This window comes from Haemophilus parainfluenzae, assembly GCF_014931275.1.
Classification (GTDB): Bacteria; Pseudomonadota; Gammaproteobacteria; order Enterobacterales; family Pasteurellaceae; genus Haemophilus_D.
Genome location: NZ_CP063110.1, coordinates 751,695 through 769,831 on the forward strand (window position 1 = coordinate 751,695; position 18,137 = coordinate 769,831).

Genomic DNA, 18,137 nt, shown 5'->3' on the forward strand with positions numbered 1-18,137 from the left:
TATGGAAGAATCTCAAGAACTAGAAAAGCTGCCTCGAGTAGTGACTAGTGTGTTAAAAGTGGTATTAAGTTTTTCACTTATTGCTTTGGCTTTAGTGTTGATCATTGCTTTAGCTAAAATTACCTATAGCTTAGCAATTATGGTGTTCAATACATCAAGCGTAGTGCCTTATGATGTTGCTGAACAAGCCGTGATGTTTTTCTTATATTTCGGTTTTATTGGCCTAATCGTGCAATATTTTAAAAGCGGCTATCACTTTCCTCTGCGTTATTTTATTTACGCGGGGATTACCGCTATGTTGCGTCTGATTATTGTGAATCATGAGAGTTCAGTTGATACTATCTTATTCGCAGGCGCGATTTTAATTATGGTTATTGCACTTTGTTTAGTGTTGTATTCCAATAAAATTAAAATTTAAAAGTGCGGTCGTTTTGACCGCGGTTTTGGAATGGATTATTCCGGTACAATCCATTCCACTGTCCAACTTCCCGTACCTTCAGGGATGAGCGTTTGGGTCAAATAAGGCAAAATGGACTTCATTTGTTGTTCTAATTGCCAAGGTGGATTAATCACGACCATACCACTCGCGGTCATACCACGTTGATCGCTATCAGGGCGAACAGCCAATTCAATTTTCAAAATTTTACGAATTCCTGTTGCTTCTAATCCTTTAAAAATGCGTTTTGTTTGTTGGCGTAGTACCACGGGATACCAAATCGCATAAGTGCCTGTTGCAAAGCGTTTATAACCCTCTTCGATCGCTTTCACGACGAGATCATAATCTTCTTTTAATTCATAAGGCGGATCAATAAGCACTAAACCACGGCGTTCTTTGGGTGGAAGTGTCGCTTTGAGTTGTTGGAAACCATTTTCTGATTTTGTGGTGATATTCTTGAATTCTTTAAAATTATTCCGTAACAATGGAAAATCGCTCGGGTGTAATTCTGTCAGTAATGCACGATCTTGAGAACGCAATAATTGCGCGGCAATCATTGGAGATCCAGCATAATAGCGTAATTCTTTACCGCCATAATTGAGCTTTTTAATGAGATCCACGTAGCGAGCAACTTCTTCGGGTAAATCTGTTCTTTCCCAAAGTCTCCCAATTCCCTCTTTATATTCGCCGGTTTTTTCTGATTCGTTAGAATTTAAGCGATAACGACCGACACCTGAATGGGTGTCGAGATAGTAGAAACCTTTTTCTTTCAGCGAGAGATTTTCCAAAATCAGCATCAACACGATGTGTTTTAGCACATCGGCATGGTTGCCGGCATGGAAACTGTGACGATAACTTAACATGGTTTGTCCTTTTGACGTAAAAAAGTGCGGTCAAAATTAACCGCACTTTTAGTATTTAAATCGTTAGAATAATTCTTCTGGTTGCGTTGCTGGAATCGCGTCTTTGGTTTTGCCGGTTCCACCATTTAAGCGTTGTTGCAACTCTGGTGGGACATAATAACCGCGCTCTTGCATTTCTGCAACATAAGTGCGTTTAGGCTCGGTACCAACGATAAAGTATTCTTTACGACCACCACCCTCAGAAAGTAAACCCGAGTTACTATCAATGGTTTTTTCCATGATGTTTGGTGGAAGTTCAAGTTGACGTTCTGGTATATCAGAAAGTGCCGCTTTCATATAAGCGACCCACGCCGGCATTGCGGTTTTCGCACCTACTTCACCTTTACCTAATACGCGTTTGTTATCATCGAAACCGACATAGGTTGTGGTGACTAAGTTTGCACCAAAACCTGCATACCAAGCCACTTTCGCACTATTGGTTGTACCGGTTTTACCACCTATATCACTACGCTTAATACTTTGCGCGATACGCCAGCTGGTACCTTTCCAACCGAGACCTTGTTCACCATAAATCGCCGTATTTAATGCGCTACGAATTAAGAAGGCTAATTCGCCGCTAATCACACGAGGCGCATATTCTTGTTTCGCCACGCCGTCTTTCGCATCAGCCATTAAATCAACAGAACCATCGTTTAATGCTGATGTTTGAAGCTCTGGTAAGTCAGGTACGTTCTCAGGTTGTTGATCGCCTTCTTCCGTATCCGTGTTGTTATTACCTTGCGCTGATTTTAGGTTATCTGGATTAGCCACTTCTGCAACATCTTTAAAACCATCAATTTTATCTTTGGTTTCACCATAAATCACAGGAATGTCATTACAAGTGATACAAGCAATTTTCGGGTTAGCAATAAATAAATCTTTACCCGTGTTATCTTGAATTTTTTCGATGAGGTAAGGATCAATCAAGAAACCACCGTTATCAAAGACCGCATAAGCACGCGCCATTTCAAGCGGTGTGAAAGAAGCCGCACCTAATGCAAGCGCTTCACTCGCAAAATATTGGTCACGCTTGAATCCAAATCGTTGTAAGAATTCAGCGGTGAAATCAACACCCGCAGTTTGTAACGCTCTGATCGCAATCATGTTTTTAGATTGGCCTAAACCCACACGTAAACGCATTGGACCGTCATAACGATCAGGTGAGTTTTTCGGTTGCCACAAGGGTTGTCCTGGTTTTTGAATGGAGATAGGACTATCTTGCAATACGCTTGAAAGGGTTAAACCTTTTTCTAATGCCGCAGCATAAATAAATGGTTTAATCGAAGAACCTACTTGCACTAAAGATTGGGTTGCACGGTTAAATTTACTTTGTTCGTAACTAAAACCACCCACCATGGCCTCAATTGCACCATTATCTGAGTTTAATGAAACTAATGCAGAGTTAGCTGCTGGAATTTGGCCTAACACCCACTCACCGTTATCACGTTTACGAATCCAAATCTGTTCACCCACTTTAACGGGTGATTTACCTGCCCAACGCATTGCGTTTGAAGACAGCGTCATCGTTTCATTGTTAGCTAAAAGTAATTCCGCACCATTTTTACCCAATGCGGTTACCGCTGCAGGAATAAAAGGTTCTGAATCAGGTAATTTTTTCAAGAAAGCGACAATGCGCTCGTTATCCCATACAGCTTCACCTTTTTTCCATAGTGGCGCGCCACCACGCCAGCCATGACGCATATCATAATCGATCAGGTTATTACGTACGGCTTTTTGTGCTTCCGCTTGATCTTTTGACAGTACAGTTGTGAAGACTTTATAACCTTTGGTGTAAGCATCTTCCTCACCAAAACGTTTCACCATTTCTTGACGAACCATTTCAGTCACATAGTCTGCACGGAATTCAAATTTTGCACCGTGATAACTTGCTACGATTGGCTCTTTGATGGCTGCATCATATTCTGCTTTGGTGATTTTGTTTTCATCCAACATGCGGCCCAATACCACATTACGGCGTTCTTCAGCACGTTTTGGTGAATATAATGGGTTCATTGTTGAAGGTGCTTTTGGTAAGCCTGCAATCACAGCCATTTCAGAGAGCGTTAATTCATCTAAGTTTTTACCAAAGTAGGTTTGTGCAGCGGCTGCGACACCATAAGAACGATAGCCTAAGAAAATTTTATTCAAATAAAGCTCTAAAATTTCCTGTTTGCTCAAGGTATTTTCAATTTCAACCGCTAATACCGCTTCACGTACTTTACGAATAAGTTTTTTTTCTGGGGTTAAGAAGAAGTTACGCGCAAGCTGTTGTGTAATAGTACTTGCACCTTGAGAGGCTCCACCATTGCTGACTGCAACATAAATTGCACGGGCAATACCAATTGGGTCTAAACCATGATGGTCATAAAAGCGACTATCTTCCGTTGCTAAGAAGGCATCTTGCAAACGTTGAGGCACATTTTCTAGCTTCACCGGAATACGGCGTTGTTCACCGACTTCACCGATTAATTTTCCATCCGCCGTATAGATTTGCATTGGTTGTTGCAATTCAACGGTTTTTAAGCTTTCTACCGACGGTAAGGAGGATTTTAAGTGAAAATAAAACACTCCACCGGCAACTAACCCCAGTATACATATCGTAAATAGGGTACTTAATATTAATTTTGCGATCCGCATCGTAAAATTCTCTCTGGTTTAATGAATATTCAAAAAATAAAAATTATGATTTTGGCTGCTAAGTATAAAAGATTAATCCCTTAAAGAATAGGAAAGAATATGGGAATTGCCAATAGAAAGCAGCAAAAACTACAAATTGGTGTGAGTAAACAACAAGATAACCTCTATTTTGTTTGGCTAGATGAATTACACAAAGTTCAATCAATTTGTTTAAATACGCAACAAAAAGATATTTTTTCCCAGTTATTGCCTCATTTGCCACAAAAAAACAGTCAATGCTGTTTTGTTGGCGCCATTTCGCCCCACTTAACTTGGTCTAAAACGCTCATTTTACCACAAACACTCAATGCCCAGGAATGTGAACAACAATGTCGTTTTATTTTGCAAAAAGAATTACCGATTCCTTTGGATGAATTATGGTTTGATTATCTTACCACGCCATTAAAACAAGGTTTCCGTTTGGATATCACGGCGATTCGACAAGAAAGCGCCAATGCAGAATTAGAAAAATATTTGCCGCTAAAATTGACCGCACTTGATTTACTGAATAACAGTATTTTACGTGCATTTTATGCCATTTTAGGTCAAGAGCCGGTTAACACCTTATTTTTATATCAAGATCAACAAGGATGTCTCGCCGTTTGTGAACGCTTACAACAACGACAAGTTTTGCAATCTCAAGGTGATTTATCCGAACTTTATCAACAATTTATCCAACGCTTTCCCGAAACGATAGAACAGGTTTATGTGTATCAAACGCCCGATATGTTGAATTTACACACAATCGAATTACAGCCTCAGGATTGGCAGCGTATCGAAACAGATCTTCCTTTCATTGCTTTAGGTAATGCACTTTGGCAAACCGATTTAAAGCTAGTGGATTTATCTTTAAAACCACCCGCACTTTTGCCTACAATTAATCGGGAGAGTGGTGATGTTTAGCCTTAATTTATTACCTTGGCGCTTAGAACAACATCAAAAGGCTTTTCGTCATTTTATGTGGCAAGGTTTAATTTGGCTAGCTTGCTCAGTTTTGATTGTTGTTGGATTGAACCAACTCAATGAACAACAAGGGCAAACTCTAAATCAGGCAAAAGAAAAACTGACACAAATAACTCATCAAGTCCATCAGAAACGCATTCAGGTTCAGCAACTACAAAGTAGTCTGAAAGAAATGAATGAGCTGACAGAAATGGATACGAAATATGTGTATCGAATGCTTAATTTATTAACTGAGCTGCCATTAAAACAGGGCGAGTTAGATGAATTTACGCTCAATGCTAAGCAAATTGTCCTTTCAGGCATGACAGAAAGCCAACAAGAGTTTGAGGAGATACATCAATTTCTCAAACGCCATTTTACAGAGGTTAACTTAACTAAGTTTCAGCCAGTGCAACAGCAGTTATTTTTTCAATTTGATATTCATTTATCGGAGTCTGTGCAATGAGGAACTTTATCCATGAGCTTGTTCAAAAAAGTGCACAAAGTTGGTTTGGGAGATGGCTTCGATTACCTCAAATGGTCCATGCTGCCTTTTGGTTGAGTGCATTAAGTGCGGTCATCTTTTTACCTGTTTTTCGTTACGTTGAAAATAGCAACGAACGACATCGACTTGACGCAGAATTGAGTTTGCAGCAGCAAGAGTGGGATAAACAGGAAAAGATTTTACAAACCTTAAGGCAAAAGTCAGACAGCCGACAACTTTCTCCAGAATTAGCTAATTCTGTGTTGCCAATTAATCAGCATGTACAGGCGTTATTAAATGGGCGACTTCGAGCGTTGGATTTACGTTGGGATTTTTCTCAACATACTTTGTTGCATTTGTCATTGCAAGGCTATTTTGTCGATTTACAGCAATTTTTGACCGCACTTTTAAACGATGTTCCTACACTTTCTTTAACTCAATTAAACATTGAGAAATTAGATGAAGAGGAAAATGCTTCTATTACATGCGAGTTAATTTTCCAACTAAATAAGGACAAATAATGAAAAAGCTTTTCTTAATCTTGATAGCGTTTTTTTCTGTATCAGCATTTTCGCAAGATCCTTTTGATCGTAAACAAAGAGAACAAACCGAATATCCAAAAGAGGGGCTCACCCTACCGCCGGTGTCGACTTGCGTGTATTCGGAGCCGAGACTGGCGGAGGAACGCCCATTGGCTCAGCTACATGTTGTGGGAGTCGTGCAATATGGTAAACAGACAGAAGTGTTATTTAATGATGATGGGTATATTCTGTCTGTTCAAGTCGGGCAGAGGATTGGAAAAGAAGGCTATTTAATCGAAAAAGTGAGTAAAAACAGCGTGACGCTTCAAAGTTATAAAGCAGGGCAATGTGAACAAACGAGCTCAATCATAATGAGATTTTAAAATGATAAAGCAGAAAATAAAAACAAAGTGCGGTCAGTTTTTAATGTGTTTTTTGATCCTATGGACAACCTACTCAGCGGCAGAGAATCGCGTATTTTCACTTCGCTTAAAGCAAGCTCCCATGGTGGCGACACTCCAACAACTTGCTCTTGAGCAAAATGCTAATTTAATGATTGATGATGAGCTAGAAGGAACGCTTTCATTACAATTAGAGAACGTAGATTTTGATCGTTTATTGCGTTCTGTCGCAAAAATCAAAGGGCTCTCTTTTTATCAAGAAAATAATATTTATTATTTGGGTAAGCCTTCTCAACATGAACAATATGCAGAGAAAATGACAGAACCGATGGCAATTAGCGGGGAAAGTTTGTCTAGTGAAACACCACTTGTGAGTACAACGATTAAACTGCATTTTGCTAAGGCCTCTGATGTGATGAAATCTTTAACAACAGGGAGCGGTTCTTTGCTTTCACCTAGCGGCACAATTACATTTGATGATCGAAGCAATGTGTTACTGATTCAGGATGATGCACGTTCTGTCAAAAATATCAAAAAATTAATTGCAGAACTGGATAAACCCATTGAACAAATTGTCATTGAAGCACGTATTGTGACGATTACTGATGAAAGCCTGAAAGAGTTAGGTGTACGTTGGGGCATTTTTAATCCTACTGAGGCTGCCCATAGAGTGAGTGGCAGTCTAGATGCAAATGGCTTTAGTAATATCAGTAATAATTTAAACGTGAATTTTGCGACAATGGTCACGCCAGCTGGCTCATTAGCACTTCAAGTGGCTAAAATTAATGGCCGATTATTAGACTTAGAATTAACCGCACTTGAACGTGAAAATAACGTAGAAATTATTGCAAGCCCTCGCTTACTTACGACCAACAAGAAAAGTGCAAGCATCAAACAAGGGACAGAAATTCCTTATGTGGTGACGAATGGGAAAAATGATACACAGTCAGTAGAGTTTCGCGAGGCTGTCTTAGGATTGGAAGTCACTCCGCATATTTCTAAGGATAATAATATCTTATTGGATTTATTAGTCAGTCAAAATTCCCCGGGTAATCGCGTGGCTTACGGGCAAAATGAAGTGGTATCCATTGATAAACAGGAAATTAATACGCAAGTTTTTGCCAAAGATGGCGAAACAATTGTATTGGGTGGTGTATTCCACGATACGATCACGAAAGGTGTCGATAAAGTACCATTATTGGGCGATATTCCAGGTATTAAACGCTTATTTAGTAAGGAAAGCGAACGTCATCAAAAGCGAGAGCTTGTAATTTTTGTGACCCCTCATATTTTGAAACAAGGTGAAAGAATGGAAATGGCTAAGAAAGAAAAGCATTTTAAGCAAATTGAAAAAGCGAAAAAATAAAAGAGCAGTCAATTTCTCTCATGTTTTCTCATTTTTTTCAATTTAGCTGTGTGCATTGCAAGCGATCTATTCATCTTGGTCGAAATGGATTGTGTAGTCGATGCCAAAAGAAAGTTAAAACTTTCCCTTATTGTGGGCGATGTGGTTCCCCCTTGCAGCATTATGCAATGGGCTGTGGACATTGTTTGAGAAATGAACCCGCTTGGGATCGTATTGTGATTATTGGGCATTACCTCGAACCACTTTCTTCACTTATTCATCGTTTTAAATTCCAAAAACAGTTTTGGTTAGATCGCAGTTTATCGCGTTTGCTTTATCTTGCGGTGCGAGAGGCAAGACGAACACATGGACTCCCTCTACCACAAGCGATTATCCCCGTACCACTATATCATTTTCGACAGTGGCAACGTGGCTACAACCAGGCTGATTTATTAGCGAACTGGTTAAGTCGCTGGTGTGATGTGCCTAACTGTCATCATGTGGTGAAACGGATTAAACATACCCACACTCAACGAGGTTTAACGGCGAAAGATCGACGACACAATCTTAAAAATGCTTTTACAGTGAATACCAAAAAATCTTTTCCTTATGAACGTGTCGCTTTGGTAGATGATGTGATTACAACTGGTTCAACGCTGGCAGAGATAGCTAAACAACTTCGAAAATTAGGTGTAAAAGAAATTCAAGTATGGGGCTTAGCGAGAGCCTAAATTTTTAAAGATAGGATTTGTCTATATCTATAAAAATAGGAATAAATGTAGAAAAAATTGCCGTATAGGAGTATCATTCTTGATATATTGCATCAAGTATTAGGACTTTATTTATGGAACAAATTTTTATTTCAGATGCTGCACAAGCACATTTTCGGAAACTTTTAGATACACAAGAAGAAGGTACAAATATTCGTATTTTTGTCGTGAATCCGGGTACGCCTGGAGCAGAATGTGGCGTGTCTTATTGTCCGCCAAATTCAGTTGAAGCGACTGATACTGAAATGAAGTATGATACGTTCTCTGCATTTGTAGATGAAATCAGCTTACCGTTTTTAGAAGATGCAGAAATTGATTACGTAACCGAAGAGCTTGGTGCTCAACTCACTTTAAAAGCACCTAACGCAAAAATGCGTAAAGTTGCAGATGATGCGCCTTTAATTGAGCGCGTAGAGTATGTGATTCAAACACAAATCAACCCACAATTAGCCAGCCATGGCGGTAAAATCACGTTAATTGAAATTACCGATGACGGTTATGCAGTTCTACAATTCGGTGGTGGCTGTAATGGTTGCTCAATGGTTGATGTAACTTTAAAAGATGGTGTAGAGAAACAATTGGTCGCACTTTTCCCAAATGAACTAAAAGGCGCACGAGATGTAACAGAACACCAACGTGGTGAACATTCTTATTACTAAGAATCGAAGATAAAAAAGGGCGAATCATTCGCCCTTTTATTTTTTAAGCCGCAGACAATTTCTGTAACAACCGATCCATCGCTCGATATCCTAGCGCTTCTGCTAAATGAGTTTGTTGTATCTCTTTTTCGCCATTTAAATCAGCAATCGTGCGTGAGACTTTTAAAATCCGATGATAGGCTCTTACTGAAAGTCCTAGCTTATTGAGTGCATTCTCAAGGAATAATGCATCTTTATCTTGTAATTTACAGTCCCGTTCAATTTCTTTGCTTGAAAGATACGCATTGATTTTACCGGCTCGAGCAAGTTGAATTTCCCTCACTTTCAACACTTTTTCTCGTACTTGCTGGCTTGTCTCGCCTCTATCTCCTGTATTCTGTAAGCTACCTTGTGGCAGAAGAGGGACTTCAATAGATAAATCAAAACGATCTAAAAATGGCCCCGAAAGTCGGTTTAAATAACGCATCACTTGTTGTGGTGAGGTTCGGTTATGTGTTCCAGTATAATGACCCGTTGGACTTGGATTCATCGCGGCAACGAGTTGAAAGCGAGCGGGGAACTGGATTTTCGCATTGGCACGCGAAATAATAATTTCTCCACTTTCTAATGGCTGGCGAAGCGCATCAAGCACTTTACGCTCAAACTCAGGCAATTCATCAAGAAAAAGTACGCCGTTATGTGCGAGCGATATTTCGCCTGGTTTTGGAATGGTTCCTCCTCCTACTAAGGCAGGTAATGAGGCACTATGATGTGGCGCTCGAAACGGACGTTGTTTCCAGTTATGAAAATTTAATTCATTTTGTACTAAACTCGTAACCGAAGCGGTTTCAATCGCTTCTAAATCCGTCATTTCAGGGAGCAATGCAGTGAGACGACTTGCTAACATGGTTTTACCTGTCCCAGGTGGCCCTAAAAAGAGCAGGTTGTGTTGGCCTGCGGCAGCTATCATTAGTGCTCGTTTAGCGTGTTGCTGACCAATAATATCGGTCAAATCTAAATGATTTTTAGCTGAAAATCCGACCGCACTTTCTTGTGCGAGTAATGAGGCCAAAGGTAATTTTTCTTGATTATTTAAGAATTGTACGACTTCCAAAAGGTTTTTAGCAAAATAAGTCTCTTGTTCTGAAACAAGCGAGGCCTCATTGGCATTTTGATAAGCGATAATGGGGGCGCGTTTCGCTTTTTGTGCAGCTAAAATGGCGGGAATCACGCCGTGTACGCCACGTAATTCACCCGTTAATGCGAGCTCGCCAACGAATTCAAACTGTTTTAAACGGCTACCGTCGAGTTGATCTGATGCAGCTAAAATACCGATTGCAATAGGTAAATCAAATCGTCCCCCTTCTTTGGGTAAATCGGCCGGTGCAAGGTTGACGGTGATGCGTTTAGCAGGATATTTGAACTGGGCATTCATTAATGCACTTCTGACACGATCTTGCGCTTCTTTTACGGTTTTTTCGGGTAGACCAACTAAGGTAAATCCAGGCTTTCCGTTACTTAAGTGTACCTCAATGGTAACAAGAGGGGCTTGTACGCCCATTGAGGCACGGCTATAAACAATGGCAAGAGACATTCAGATTCCTTAAAGTGCGGTCAAAAATAATCAGATTTTCGCACTATAAAAAAAGCACAGAATGAAATCATGCATCCTATGCTTTTTTTGCGATCTTGATCGCAGAAATGACTTTTTCTTGATAAAAAACTACGAAAAAAGTGGCGAAAACCAACTATCTAACTTGGCAGCCAATTTATCAATGCCAATTTTATTTTGTGCAGAAAAGGCTTCGACTTGAATATCACCTTGGAAGGGTAAAATGGCTTCACGTACCATTTTGACCTGTTTGCTACGCGCACTTTGACTAAGTTTATCCGCTTTAGTTAAAAGCAGCATAACTGGTAAATCAGCAGAAACTGCCCATTCGATCATTTGTTGGTCGAGATCTTTTAATGGATGACGAATATCCATCAGAACAACAAGCCCGCCTAAACATTCGCGTTTTTGCAAATATTCTCCGAGGGATTTTTGCCATTCAATTTTCATTTTCTCAGGAACGGCAGCATAACCATAGCCAGGTAAGTCTACCAGTTTACAATTCGGCTCTACTTCAAAAAGGTTGATGAGCTGTGTACGACCAGGTGTTTTGGACGTTCTGGCTAAGCTTTTTTGATTGGTTAACGCATTAAGTGCGGTTGATTTTCCTGCATTTGAGCGTCCTGCAAAAGCAATTTCAATTCCAGTATCTTCTGGGATGGAACGAATATTTGGGGCGCTCGTAAGAAAATGCGTTTTATGATAATTCAGTTTAATTTCAGACATAATGGTTCCTTTCATCAATTGATCCTAGCATATCACAAATAGAAAAATTGCTGAAATTATGAGAGAATGCGCGCTTTGTGTGATTTAAAGCCTCTTTAATTATATTAATAACTATGGAATCTCAAGAGAATCAATATCGCTGGCCAAAAGCGGAAGCCGTTTATCCCGATAGACCTGGGCGTTCTTATACGCTTAAGCGCCTACGTTATCGTCTTCGTGCTTTTTTACACCGTGGATTAATTGCTCAATTTGAGCAATTTATTAACCAGCATCCTTTTCTTGTGACGTTATTAAATGAACATGCAGATTATAGCTATCCGTTAGTTTATCGTTTTTTAGATAAACGTTTTAACAGTAAACAGCGTTTCCAAGCTATCTGCGATAATCTACTTTTTTTACCTAAAAAATTGAGCGCACTTTCAGCACCTATTTATAAAACGTCATTAAGTTTTGGTGAAGTGATTCCTGATTTTGAAATGATATTGTCGATGACCACACACCAACCAATGGAAGGCTATTGGGTATTGGAGTTATGGCATAAACCACGTAATGAATTAGTGTATTTGCTTACTTTTGCCAAACTTGACGAGTCATTGCTTATTTCTGTGGTGCAGGGGCCCAATTTTGAGGGTTCTAAAGAGATGGTGAAGCAACTCACAAAAACTTGTCATGGTTTGCGCCCTGCTTATTTGATGGTGGAAACGATGAAAGCATTGACGAAAGCGTTGGGTTTTAAGACGTTATTGGGCATTCCACAAAAATATCAAAATAAATCGCGTTTTATTCAAAGTTCACATTATGTCGTAGATTATGATGCGATTTTTGCTGAATCAGGTGGACAGTTGAAGGACTATTGGGAATTACCTTTAGAAATAGATAGAAATCTTGATGGTGTACCGAGTAAAAAACGTTCCATGTATCGCAAGCGTTATGCGATGCTAGATGATTTGGCCAAAGTAATCGAAGAAAAGTTAGGATTGTAAAAGTAAAAAGTGCGGTGAATTTTGACCGCACTTTTTGTTTTATAAGACTTTCAAACAAGCCACAAAATGGCTGTTGTTTTGGCTGGTGAAAGGTGGTTTTTGTTTCGCACAATTTTCATCGGCTTTTAGGCAGCGAGTACGGAACACGCAACCAGACGGCGGATCAATTGGCGAAGGCAAATCACCTTCAAGTAATTCGATGGACTTATTGCGTTCCAATTTCGGATCGGGAATCGGAACTGCAGACATTAAGGCTTTGGTATAAGGATGTTTGGTATTGTTATATACCTCCTCATCGCTGCCTAATTCCATGGCATTGCCTAAATACATCACCAATACGCGGTCAGAAATGTGTTTTACCACCGCCAAATCATGAGCGATGAAAATTAAGGAAAGCCCCATTTCTTTTTGCAGGGATTTCAATAAATTTACCACTTGAGCCTGAATCGACACATCTAACGCAGAAACGGGCTCATCACAAATGATCATTTTCGGCTCAATGATTAATGCGCGAGCGATACCGATACGCTGACATTGGCCACCCGAAAACTCATGCGGATAGCGGTTAATCAAGTTGGGTAAAAGCCCGACTTTCAACATCATTGCTTGCACTTTTTCTTTCACTTCAGCGGCGCTTAAGTGAGGTTGGTAGATCTTTAATGGCTCAGCAATGATTTCGCCAATATTCATTCGCGGATTGAGAGAGGCGAGCGGATCTTGGAAAATCATTTGGATATTTTTACGCGTTTCTTTCCATTGTTTCGCTGATTGTTTTCGCAAATTTTTGCCAAGCCATAAGATTTCCCCTTCGCTCGCTTCGACTAAACCGATAATAGCGCGTGCAAGTGTGGATTTACCGCAACCAGATTCACCTACTACGCCGAGGGTTTCACCTGCGTAAAGTTTAAAAGAGACATCCTTCACCGCTTTTAAGGTTTGCGGTTTGGCGAAGAAAAGGGATTTCTCATTTTTAATTTTAAAACTGACGCCTAAGTGATTGACTTCAAGGAGTAATTCTTTGTTGTTTGAGACTGTCATAGGTTAAATTTCTCCGCGGGTAACCAACAATTACGTAATTGACCGTGATTAAATGTAGTCAGTTTTGGCGCAGTTTGGCATTGTTCAGTAGCAAATTGGCAACGAGGTGAGAATGGACAACCTTTTGGCAAATGCAATAAATTCGGTGGATTGCCAGGAATGGTCACCAAGTGTTCTTCATTGCCATCTAAACGAGGAATCGCATCCATTAAGCCAATAGAATAAGGATGAGTCGGATGATAGAAAATTTGTTCTGCAGTGCCGTATTCCATGGTTCGCCCGGCATACATCACCATGACTTGATCGCAGATACCAGCCACTACACCAAGATCATGGGTAATCATAATAATCGCAGTATTAAATTCGCGTTTTAACTCATTTAACAAGGTCATGATTTGTGCTTGAACCGTCACATCCAAAGCGGTTGTTGGTTCATCTGCAATGAGTAGTTTTGGACGGCATAATAAGGCCATCGCAATCATCACCCGTTGACGCATACCGCCAGAAAATTCGTGCGGATACATGCCCATGCGTTTTTTGGCTTCCGGCATTTTAACTGCATCTAACATTTTCACGGATTCGGCAAAGGCAGTTTGTTTATCATAACCTTTGTGCAATTGCAGCACTTCCATGAGTTGTTCACCGATTTTCATGTATGGGTTGAGTGATGTCATCGGATCTTGGAAAATCATGGAAATTTGTTCGGCGCGGATTTTATTCAACTCAGCATTTGGTAAATTAACTAATTCTTTACCTTCAAAAATGGCAGAGCCTTCCACTTCACCGTTGGCTGCCAATAAACCCATTAAAGCAAAGGCCGTTTGTGACTTGCCTGAACCACTTTCACCTACAATACCGAGCGTGCTTCCTGCATTCAGCGTGAAGTTTAAGTCATTGACTGCTATGACGACGCCATCTGGTGTTTTGAAGCGAACGTAGAGATTTTTTACATCTAATAAAGGATTCATTATTCGCTCCTATCTATCTTTCGGATCGAGTGCATCACGCAACCCGTCACCGATAAAGTTAAAACAAAATAGGGTAAGGCAAAGGAAAAATGCCGGGAAAATTAATAGCCAAGGCGAGACTTCCATTTGCGCAGCACCATCACTTAAGAGTGCACCCCAGCTACTCATCGGTTCTTGAGTTCCTAATCCTAAGAAGCTTAAGAATGATTCAAATAGAATGAGTCCCGGTACTTCAAGCGAGGCGTAAACTGCTACTAAGCCTAATACATTCGGAATAATGTGTTTCAAAATGATTTGGCGACGAGGTACGCCACAAACGATGGCGGCTTCGACGAATTCTTTATTTTTTAGGCTTAGGGTTTGTCCGCGTACGATACGTGCAAGACCAAGCCAAGCAATGGCACCGATAGCGATAAAAATTAAGAAAATGTTTTGGCCAAAAAGGGTCACCAGCAAAATTACGAAAAACATAAATGGAAATGAGCTAAGAATTTCTAAAAAGCGCATCATCAACATATCCGTTTTACCGCCTACATAGCCGGAAATCGCGCCATAAATTGTACCGATGGTTACTGAAATGAAAGCACCTGCGATACCGACCAATAAGGAAATCCGTCCACCGATAGCAGTGCGCACCAACAAGTCTCGACCCGAGGCATCGGTACCGAAGAAGTGATAGCCTTCCATTGTTGGTGCAGCGCTCATCATATTCCAATCGGTATCTTCATAGGTAAATGGGAAGAGCCAAGGCGCTACGGTGATAAATATAATAATAAACGCCAAAATAATCAGACTGGCAACGGCCGCTTTGTTGCGGAAAAAACGGCGTTTCGCATCTTGCCATAGACTGCGGCCTTCCAGTTGCATTTCTTCAATACGGTCAGCCACTTGTTCCACAAAATCCGCATTTTTCTGATTAATCGGCTGAGTACGATAATCTGTCATAACTTATCCTTAATAACGAATTTTTGGATCGATGATGGCGTATAAAATATCCACAATCGCATTAAATAAAATGGTTAATGTCCCCACTAAGATAGTGAGACTTAAAACTAAAGAATAATCGCGGTTTAATGCGCCGTTTACAAATAATAACCCCATGCCAGGTAAACCAAATACGCTTTCGATGACCATTGAGCCGGTAATAATCCCTACGAAAGCAGGCCCTAAATAGGTGATCACTGGTAAAAGAGCAGGGCGCAAAGCATGTTTTAAAATGATTCTCGACGTGGAAAGTCCTTTAGCTTTGGCGGTACGAATAAAGTTGGAATGTAACACTTCAATCATCGAGCCACGCATGATACGCGCAATCCCTGCAACATAAGCGATAGTTAAGGAGGCTACAGGTAAGATCATGTACATGGCGGTACCGCCGTTCCAACCACCAGCTGGCAGCCACCCTAAATAAATGGCGAAAATCAGCACCAAGACTGGTGCGAAGACAAAGCTTGGCATAATGACTCCAAGCATCGAGAAACTCATCAGAATATAATCCCAACGGCTATTTTGATTGAGAGCAGCGAGCGTACCTGCTGTTACCCCTAACACGACTGCAAAGGCGAAGGCCACCATTCCCAATTTTATGGAAACAGGGAAAGCTGACGCGATTAAATCATTGACTGATTGGTCTTTATATTTAAAAGAGGGACCAAAATCTCCTTTGGAAAGATTTTCTAAATAAAGGAAATATTGTTTATATAATGGTTCATTTAAATGATACTTCGCTTCGATATTAGCCATGACTTCTGGCGGATAAGCACGTTCAGAAGTGAACGGGCTGCCAGGGGCGAGACGCATCAAAAAGAAAGAAAAAGTAATCAAAATAAACAGCGTTGGCAAGGCTTCCAACAGCCGTTTAAAAATAAACTTGAGCATAACAACTCCAACCAAAATGGGCGAAAAGTGCGGTCAAAAAACGCGATAATTTTTAACCGCACTTAAATACTAGCAACGAATTAATGTTTAATAATGTAAAGGTTGCGTAAGTAGATGTGATCTTGCGGATCTTTGCCTGAATAACCTTTTACGTAAGGTTTCACTAAGCGTGGATTCACATAGTTAAAGATTGGTACGATACCGTAATCTTTTGCAAGAATTTCTTCGGCTTTCGCATAAGCTTTTGCACGACCTTCTGCATCAGTTGCAACATAAGATTCTGCAATCGCTTTATCATATTCTGGATTCGCGTATTTCGCGGTATTGTTACTCGAATTAGATAAGAAATAGTTGCCGAATGTTGTGGCTTGGTTGTAATCCGCATTCCAGCCTGCACGTGCCGCATCGTAACGACCTGCACGACGGCTATCAATGTAAGTTTTCCACTCTTGGTTTTCTAATTTCACATCAATCAAACCTTTGGTGTTCGCTTTCCACATAGATGCTGCAGCAATGGCCACTTTTTTGTGGTTTTCATTGGTATTGTAAAGAATGCTGAATTTCAACGGATTCGCTTTGCTGTAACCAGCTTCTTCTAAGAGTTTAATGGCTTCTTCATTACGTTGTGCCATCGGTTCTTTTGAATAAGCAGGTTGTTGAATGAGATGACCTTCTTCGATGTAAGTTGGGGTAAACACATAGGTTGGTGTTTGACCTTGGCCCAATACTTTATCGGTGATCACATTACGATCAAGGGATAAGTTCAAGGCTTTGCGAACATTCACGTTATCAAAAGGTGCTTTCTTATTGTTTAACTCATAAGAATAAGTTGCTAGGGTACGAGTAATGTATACTTCGCCTGGCAATTCTTTTTGTAATTTAGCGAATTGTTCTGGCGGTAAACCATAATTGGTCATGTCTAAATCACCTGCACGATAACGCGCTACATCGGTGCTTGGGTTCTCAATAGCGAGGAATGTCGCGCTATTGATTACGGTTTCTTTATCGTTCCAATAAAGTGGGTTGCGTTCAAATTCAATTTTTTCGTTAATGATGTGGTTAGTCAGTTTATAGGCGCCATTACCCACGTAGTTTTCTTTTTTCACCCATGCATCACCCAATTTTTCGACCACTTTTTGTGGTAATGGCAATAAGGATTGGTGAGTCGTTAAACTGACTGCATAAGGCACAGGATTGGTTGCATGAACCACAAAGGTGTAATCATCTTTTGCTTCAACACCTAATTCAGCCGGTTTTTTCTTACCGTCAATGATGTCTTGCGCATTTTCTACTTGTAAGTAACTTAAGTAACTTGCATAAGGCGCTGCAGTTGCAGGATCCACTAAACGACGCCACGCAAATACGAAATCGTGCGCGGTAACAGGATCGCCGTTTGACCATTTAGCATCTTTACGTAAATGGAATGTCCAAGTTTTGAAGTCAGGTGTATTTTCCCAGCTTTCAGCCACACCTGGTTGAAGTTTACCTTCAGAGTCTGAGGTGACTAAGCCTTCAAGTAATTGATAAGCAACGGCAGATTCTGGCACACCTTCGGTTTTTTGTGGGTCAAAACTTTGTGGTTCTGCCCCGTTATTGATGACGATATGCTGTTTTTCATCTAATTGCGTTCCCTCAGGTACTATAACCGCTTGAGCAGAATAGGAAAGAGCAAGAGCGATTGCTGAGAAGAGTAGTTTGTGTTGCATTTGAGCCTCCTTGTCATTAGGCGATATTTTTATAAAGAGTCCTCCACTTATTAGCTCAAAAATTCATTTTTGTAAAGATTTGTCAGGAAATTATTTGAAGAAAAATAACATTTT

General features: G+C 40.4%; 18 protein-coding genes. 9 read left to right on the plus strand and 9 right to left on the minus strand.

What is annotated here, in order from left to right; all coding sequences use genetic code 11:
* Window position 1 precedes the first annotated feature (1 nt).
* Window positions 2-418, plus strand: coding sequence for a phosphate-starvation-inducible protein PsiE (psiE, locus tag INQ00_RS03725; protein WP_070868444.1), 417 nt, complete (start codon window positions 2-4; stop codon window positions 416-418).
* A 35-nt stretch (window positions 419-453) separates the two neighbouring features.
* Here psiE and INQ00_RS03730 read toward each other — a convergent pair whose 3' ends face one another.
* On the minus strand, window positions 454-1,299 hold the full coding sequence (locus INQ00_RS03730) for a 23S rRNA (adenine(2030)-N(6))-methyltransferase RlmJ (protein WP_197547332.1): 846 nt from the start codon (window positions 1,297-1,299) through the stop codon (window positions 454-456).
* 63 nt (window positions 1,300-1,362) lie between these two features.
* Window positions 1,363-3,975 (minus strand): penicillin-binding protein 1A, encoded by a 2,613-nt coding sequence (locus tag INQ00_RS03735; protein ID WP_197547333.1) that lies wholly within the window; start codon window positions 3,973-3,975, stop codon window positions 1,363-1,365.
* Window positions 3,976-4,074: 99 nt separating this feature from the next.
* Between INQ00_RS03735 and INQ00_RS03740 the strand changes: the two genes are divergently transcribed.
* The 7 genes from INQ00_RS03740 to nfuA all read left to right on the plus strand — a co-directional run bounded on the left by INQ00_RS03740 (window position 4,075) and on the right by nfuA (window position 9,136).
* Complete coding sequence (locus INQ00_RS03740; protein ID WP_197547334.1) at window positions 4,075-4,917, plus strand: competence protein ComA; 843 nt, start codon at window positions 4,075-4,077, stop codon at window positions 4,915-4,917.
* Window positions 4,910-5,422, plus strand: a complete 513-nt coding sequence (locus INQ00_RS03745) for a PilN family protein (protein ID WP_054420356.1) — start codon at window positions 4,910-4,912, stop codon at window positions 5,420-5,422. The genes INQ00_RS03740 and INQ00_RS03745 overlap by 8 nt, the downstream gene beginning before the upstream one ends.
* The gene (locus INQ00_RS03750) at window positions 5,419-5,961 is read left to right on the plus strand and encodes a hypothetical protein (protein WP_054420357.1); all 543 of its coding nucleotides are present in this window, start codon (window positions 5,419-5,421) and stop codon (window positions 5,959-5,961) included. Before INQ00_RS03745 ends, INQ00_RS03750 begins: the two co-directional genes overlap by 4 nt.
* Window positions 5,961-6,344: a pilus assembly protein PilP gene (locus INQ00_RS03755; RefSeq protein ID WP_197547335.1), complete on the plus strand. Its 384-nt coding sequence runs from the start codon at window positions 5,961-5,963 to the stop codon at window positions 6,342-6,344. Before INQ00_RS03750 ends, INQ00_RS03755 begins: the two co-directional genes overlap by 1 nt.
* A 1-nt stretch (window position 6,345) precedes the next feature.
* The gene (locus INQ00_RS03760; protein ID WP_197547336.1) at window positions 6,346-7,728 is read left to right on the plus strand and encodes a type IV pilus secretin PilQ; all 1,383 of its coding nucleotides are present in this window, start codon (window positions 6,346-6,348) and stop codon (window positions 7,726-7,728) included.
* Window positions 7,729-7,748: 20 nt separating this feature from the next.
* Window positions 7,749-8,438, plus strand: coding sequence for a ComF family protein (locus INQ00_RS03765; protein ID WP_197547337.1), 690 nt, complete (start codon window positions 7,749-7,751; stop codon window positions 8,436-8,438).
* Window positions 8,439-8,551: 113 nt separating this feature from the next.
* Window positions 8,552-9,136: a Fe-S biogenesis protein NfuA gene (gene nfuA / locus INQ00_RS03770; RefSeq protein WP_014064659.1), complete on the plus strand. Its 585-nt coding sequence runs from the start codon at window positions 8,552-8,554 to the stop codon at window positions 9,134-9,136.
* Between the two features lie 43 nt (window positions 9,137-9,179).
* On the opposite strand, the gene INQ00_RS03775 is transcribed toward nfuA, so the two are convergent.
* Both INQ00_RS03775 and yihA read right to left on the minus strand, forming a co-directional pair.
* On the minus strand, window positions 9,180-10,709 hold the full coding sequence (locus INQ00_RS03775) for a YifB family Mg chelatase-like AAA ATPase (protein WP_070776023.1): 1,530 nt from the start codon (window positions 10,707-10,709) through the stop codon (window positions 9,180-9,182).
* A 129-nt stretch (window positions 10,710-10,838) separates the two neighbouring features.
* On the minus strand, window positions 10,839-11,453 hold the full coding sequence (gene yihA / locus INQ00_RS03780) for a ribosome biogenesis GTP-binding protein YihA/YsxC (RefSeq protein WP_197547338.1): 615 nt from the start codon (window positions 11,451-11,453) through the stop codon (window positions 10,839-10,841).
* A gap of 113 nt (window positions 11,454-11,566) precedes the next feature.
* Between yihA and INQ00_RS03785 the strand changes: the two genes are divergently transcribed.
* The gene (locus tag INQ00_RS03785) at window positions 11,567-12,436 is read left to right on the plus strand and encodes a VirK/YbjX family protein (protein WP_197547339.1); all 870 of its coding nucleotides are present in this window, start codon (window positions 11,567-11,569) and stop codon (window positions 12,434-12,436) included.
* A 39-nt stretch (window positions 12,437-12,475) separates the two neighbouring features.
* Here the strand turns inward: INQ00_RS03785 and oppF are convergent, their stop codons facing one another.
* From oppF to INQ00_RS03810, 5 genes are all read right to left on the minus strand, one after another.
* The gene (gene oppF / locus INQ00_RS03790; protein WP_197547340.1) at window positions 12,476-13,474 is read right to left on the minus strand and encodes a murein tripeptide/oligopeptide ABC transporter ATP binding protein OppF; all 999 of its coding nucleotides are present in this window, start codon (window positions 13,472-13,474) and stop codon (window positions 12,476-12,478) included.
* Complete coding sequence (locus tag INQ00_RS03795; protein ID WP_197547341.1) at window positions 13,471-14,442, minus strand: ABC transporter ATP-binding protein; 972 nt, start codon at window positions 14,440-14,442, stop codon at window positions 13,471-13,473. Before INQ00_RS03795 ends, oppF begins: the two co-directional genes overlap by 4 nt.
* Window positions 14,443-14,451: 9 nt before the next feature.
* On the minus strand, window positions 14,452-15,387 hold the full coding sequence (gene oppC, locus INQ00_RS03800) for an oligopeptide ABC transporter permease OppC (protein WP_197547342.1): 936 nt from the start codon (window positions 15,385-15,387) through the stop codon (window positions 14,452-14,454).
* Window positions 15,388-15,396: 9 nt separating this feature from the next.
* Window positions 15,397-16,317 (minus strand): oligopeptide ABC transporter permease OppB, encoded by a 921-nt coding sequence (gene oppB, locus INQ00_RS03805; RefSeq protein WP_049357190.1) that lies wholly within the window; start codon window positions 16,315-16,317, stop codon window positions 15,397-15,399.
* 80 nt (window positions 16,318-16,397) lie between these two features.
* Window positions 16,398-18,023, minus strand: a complete 1,626-nt coding sequence (locus INQ00_RS03810) for an ABC transporter substrate-binding protein (protein WP_197547343.1) — start codon at window positions 18,021-18,023, stop codon at window positions 16,398-16,400.
* Window positions 18,024-18,137: the final 114 nt, after the last annotated feature.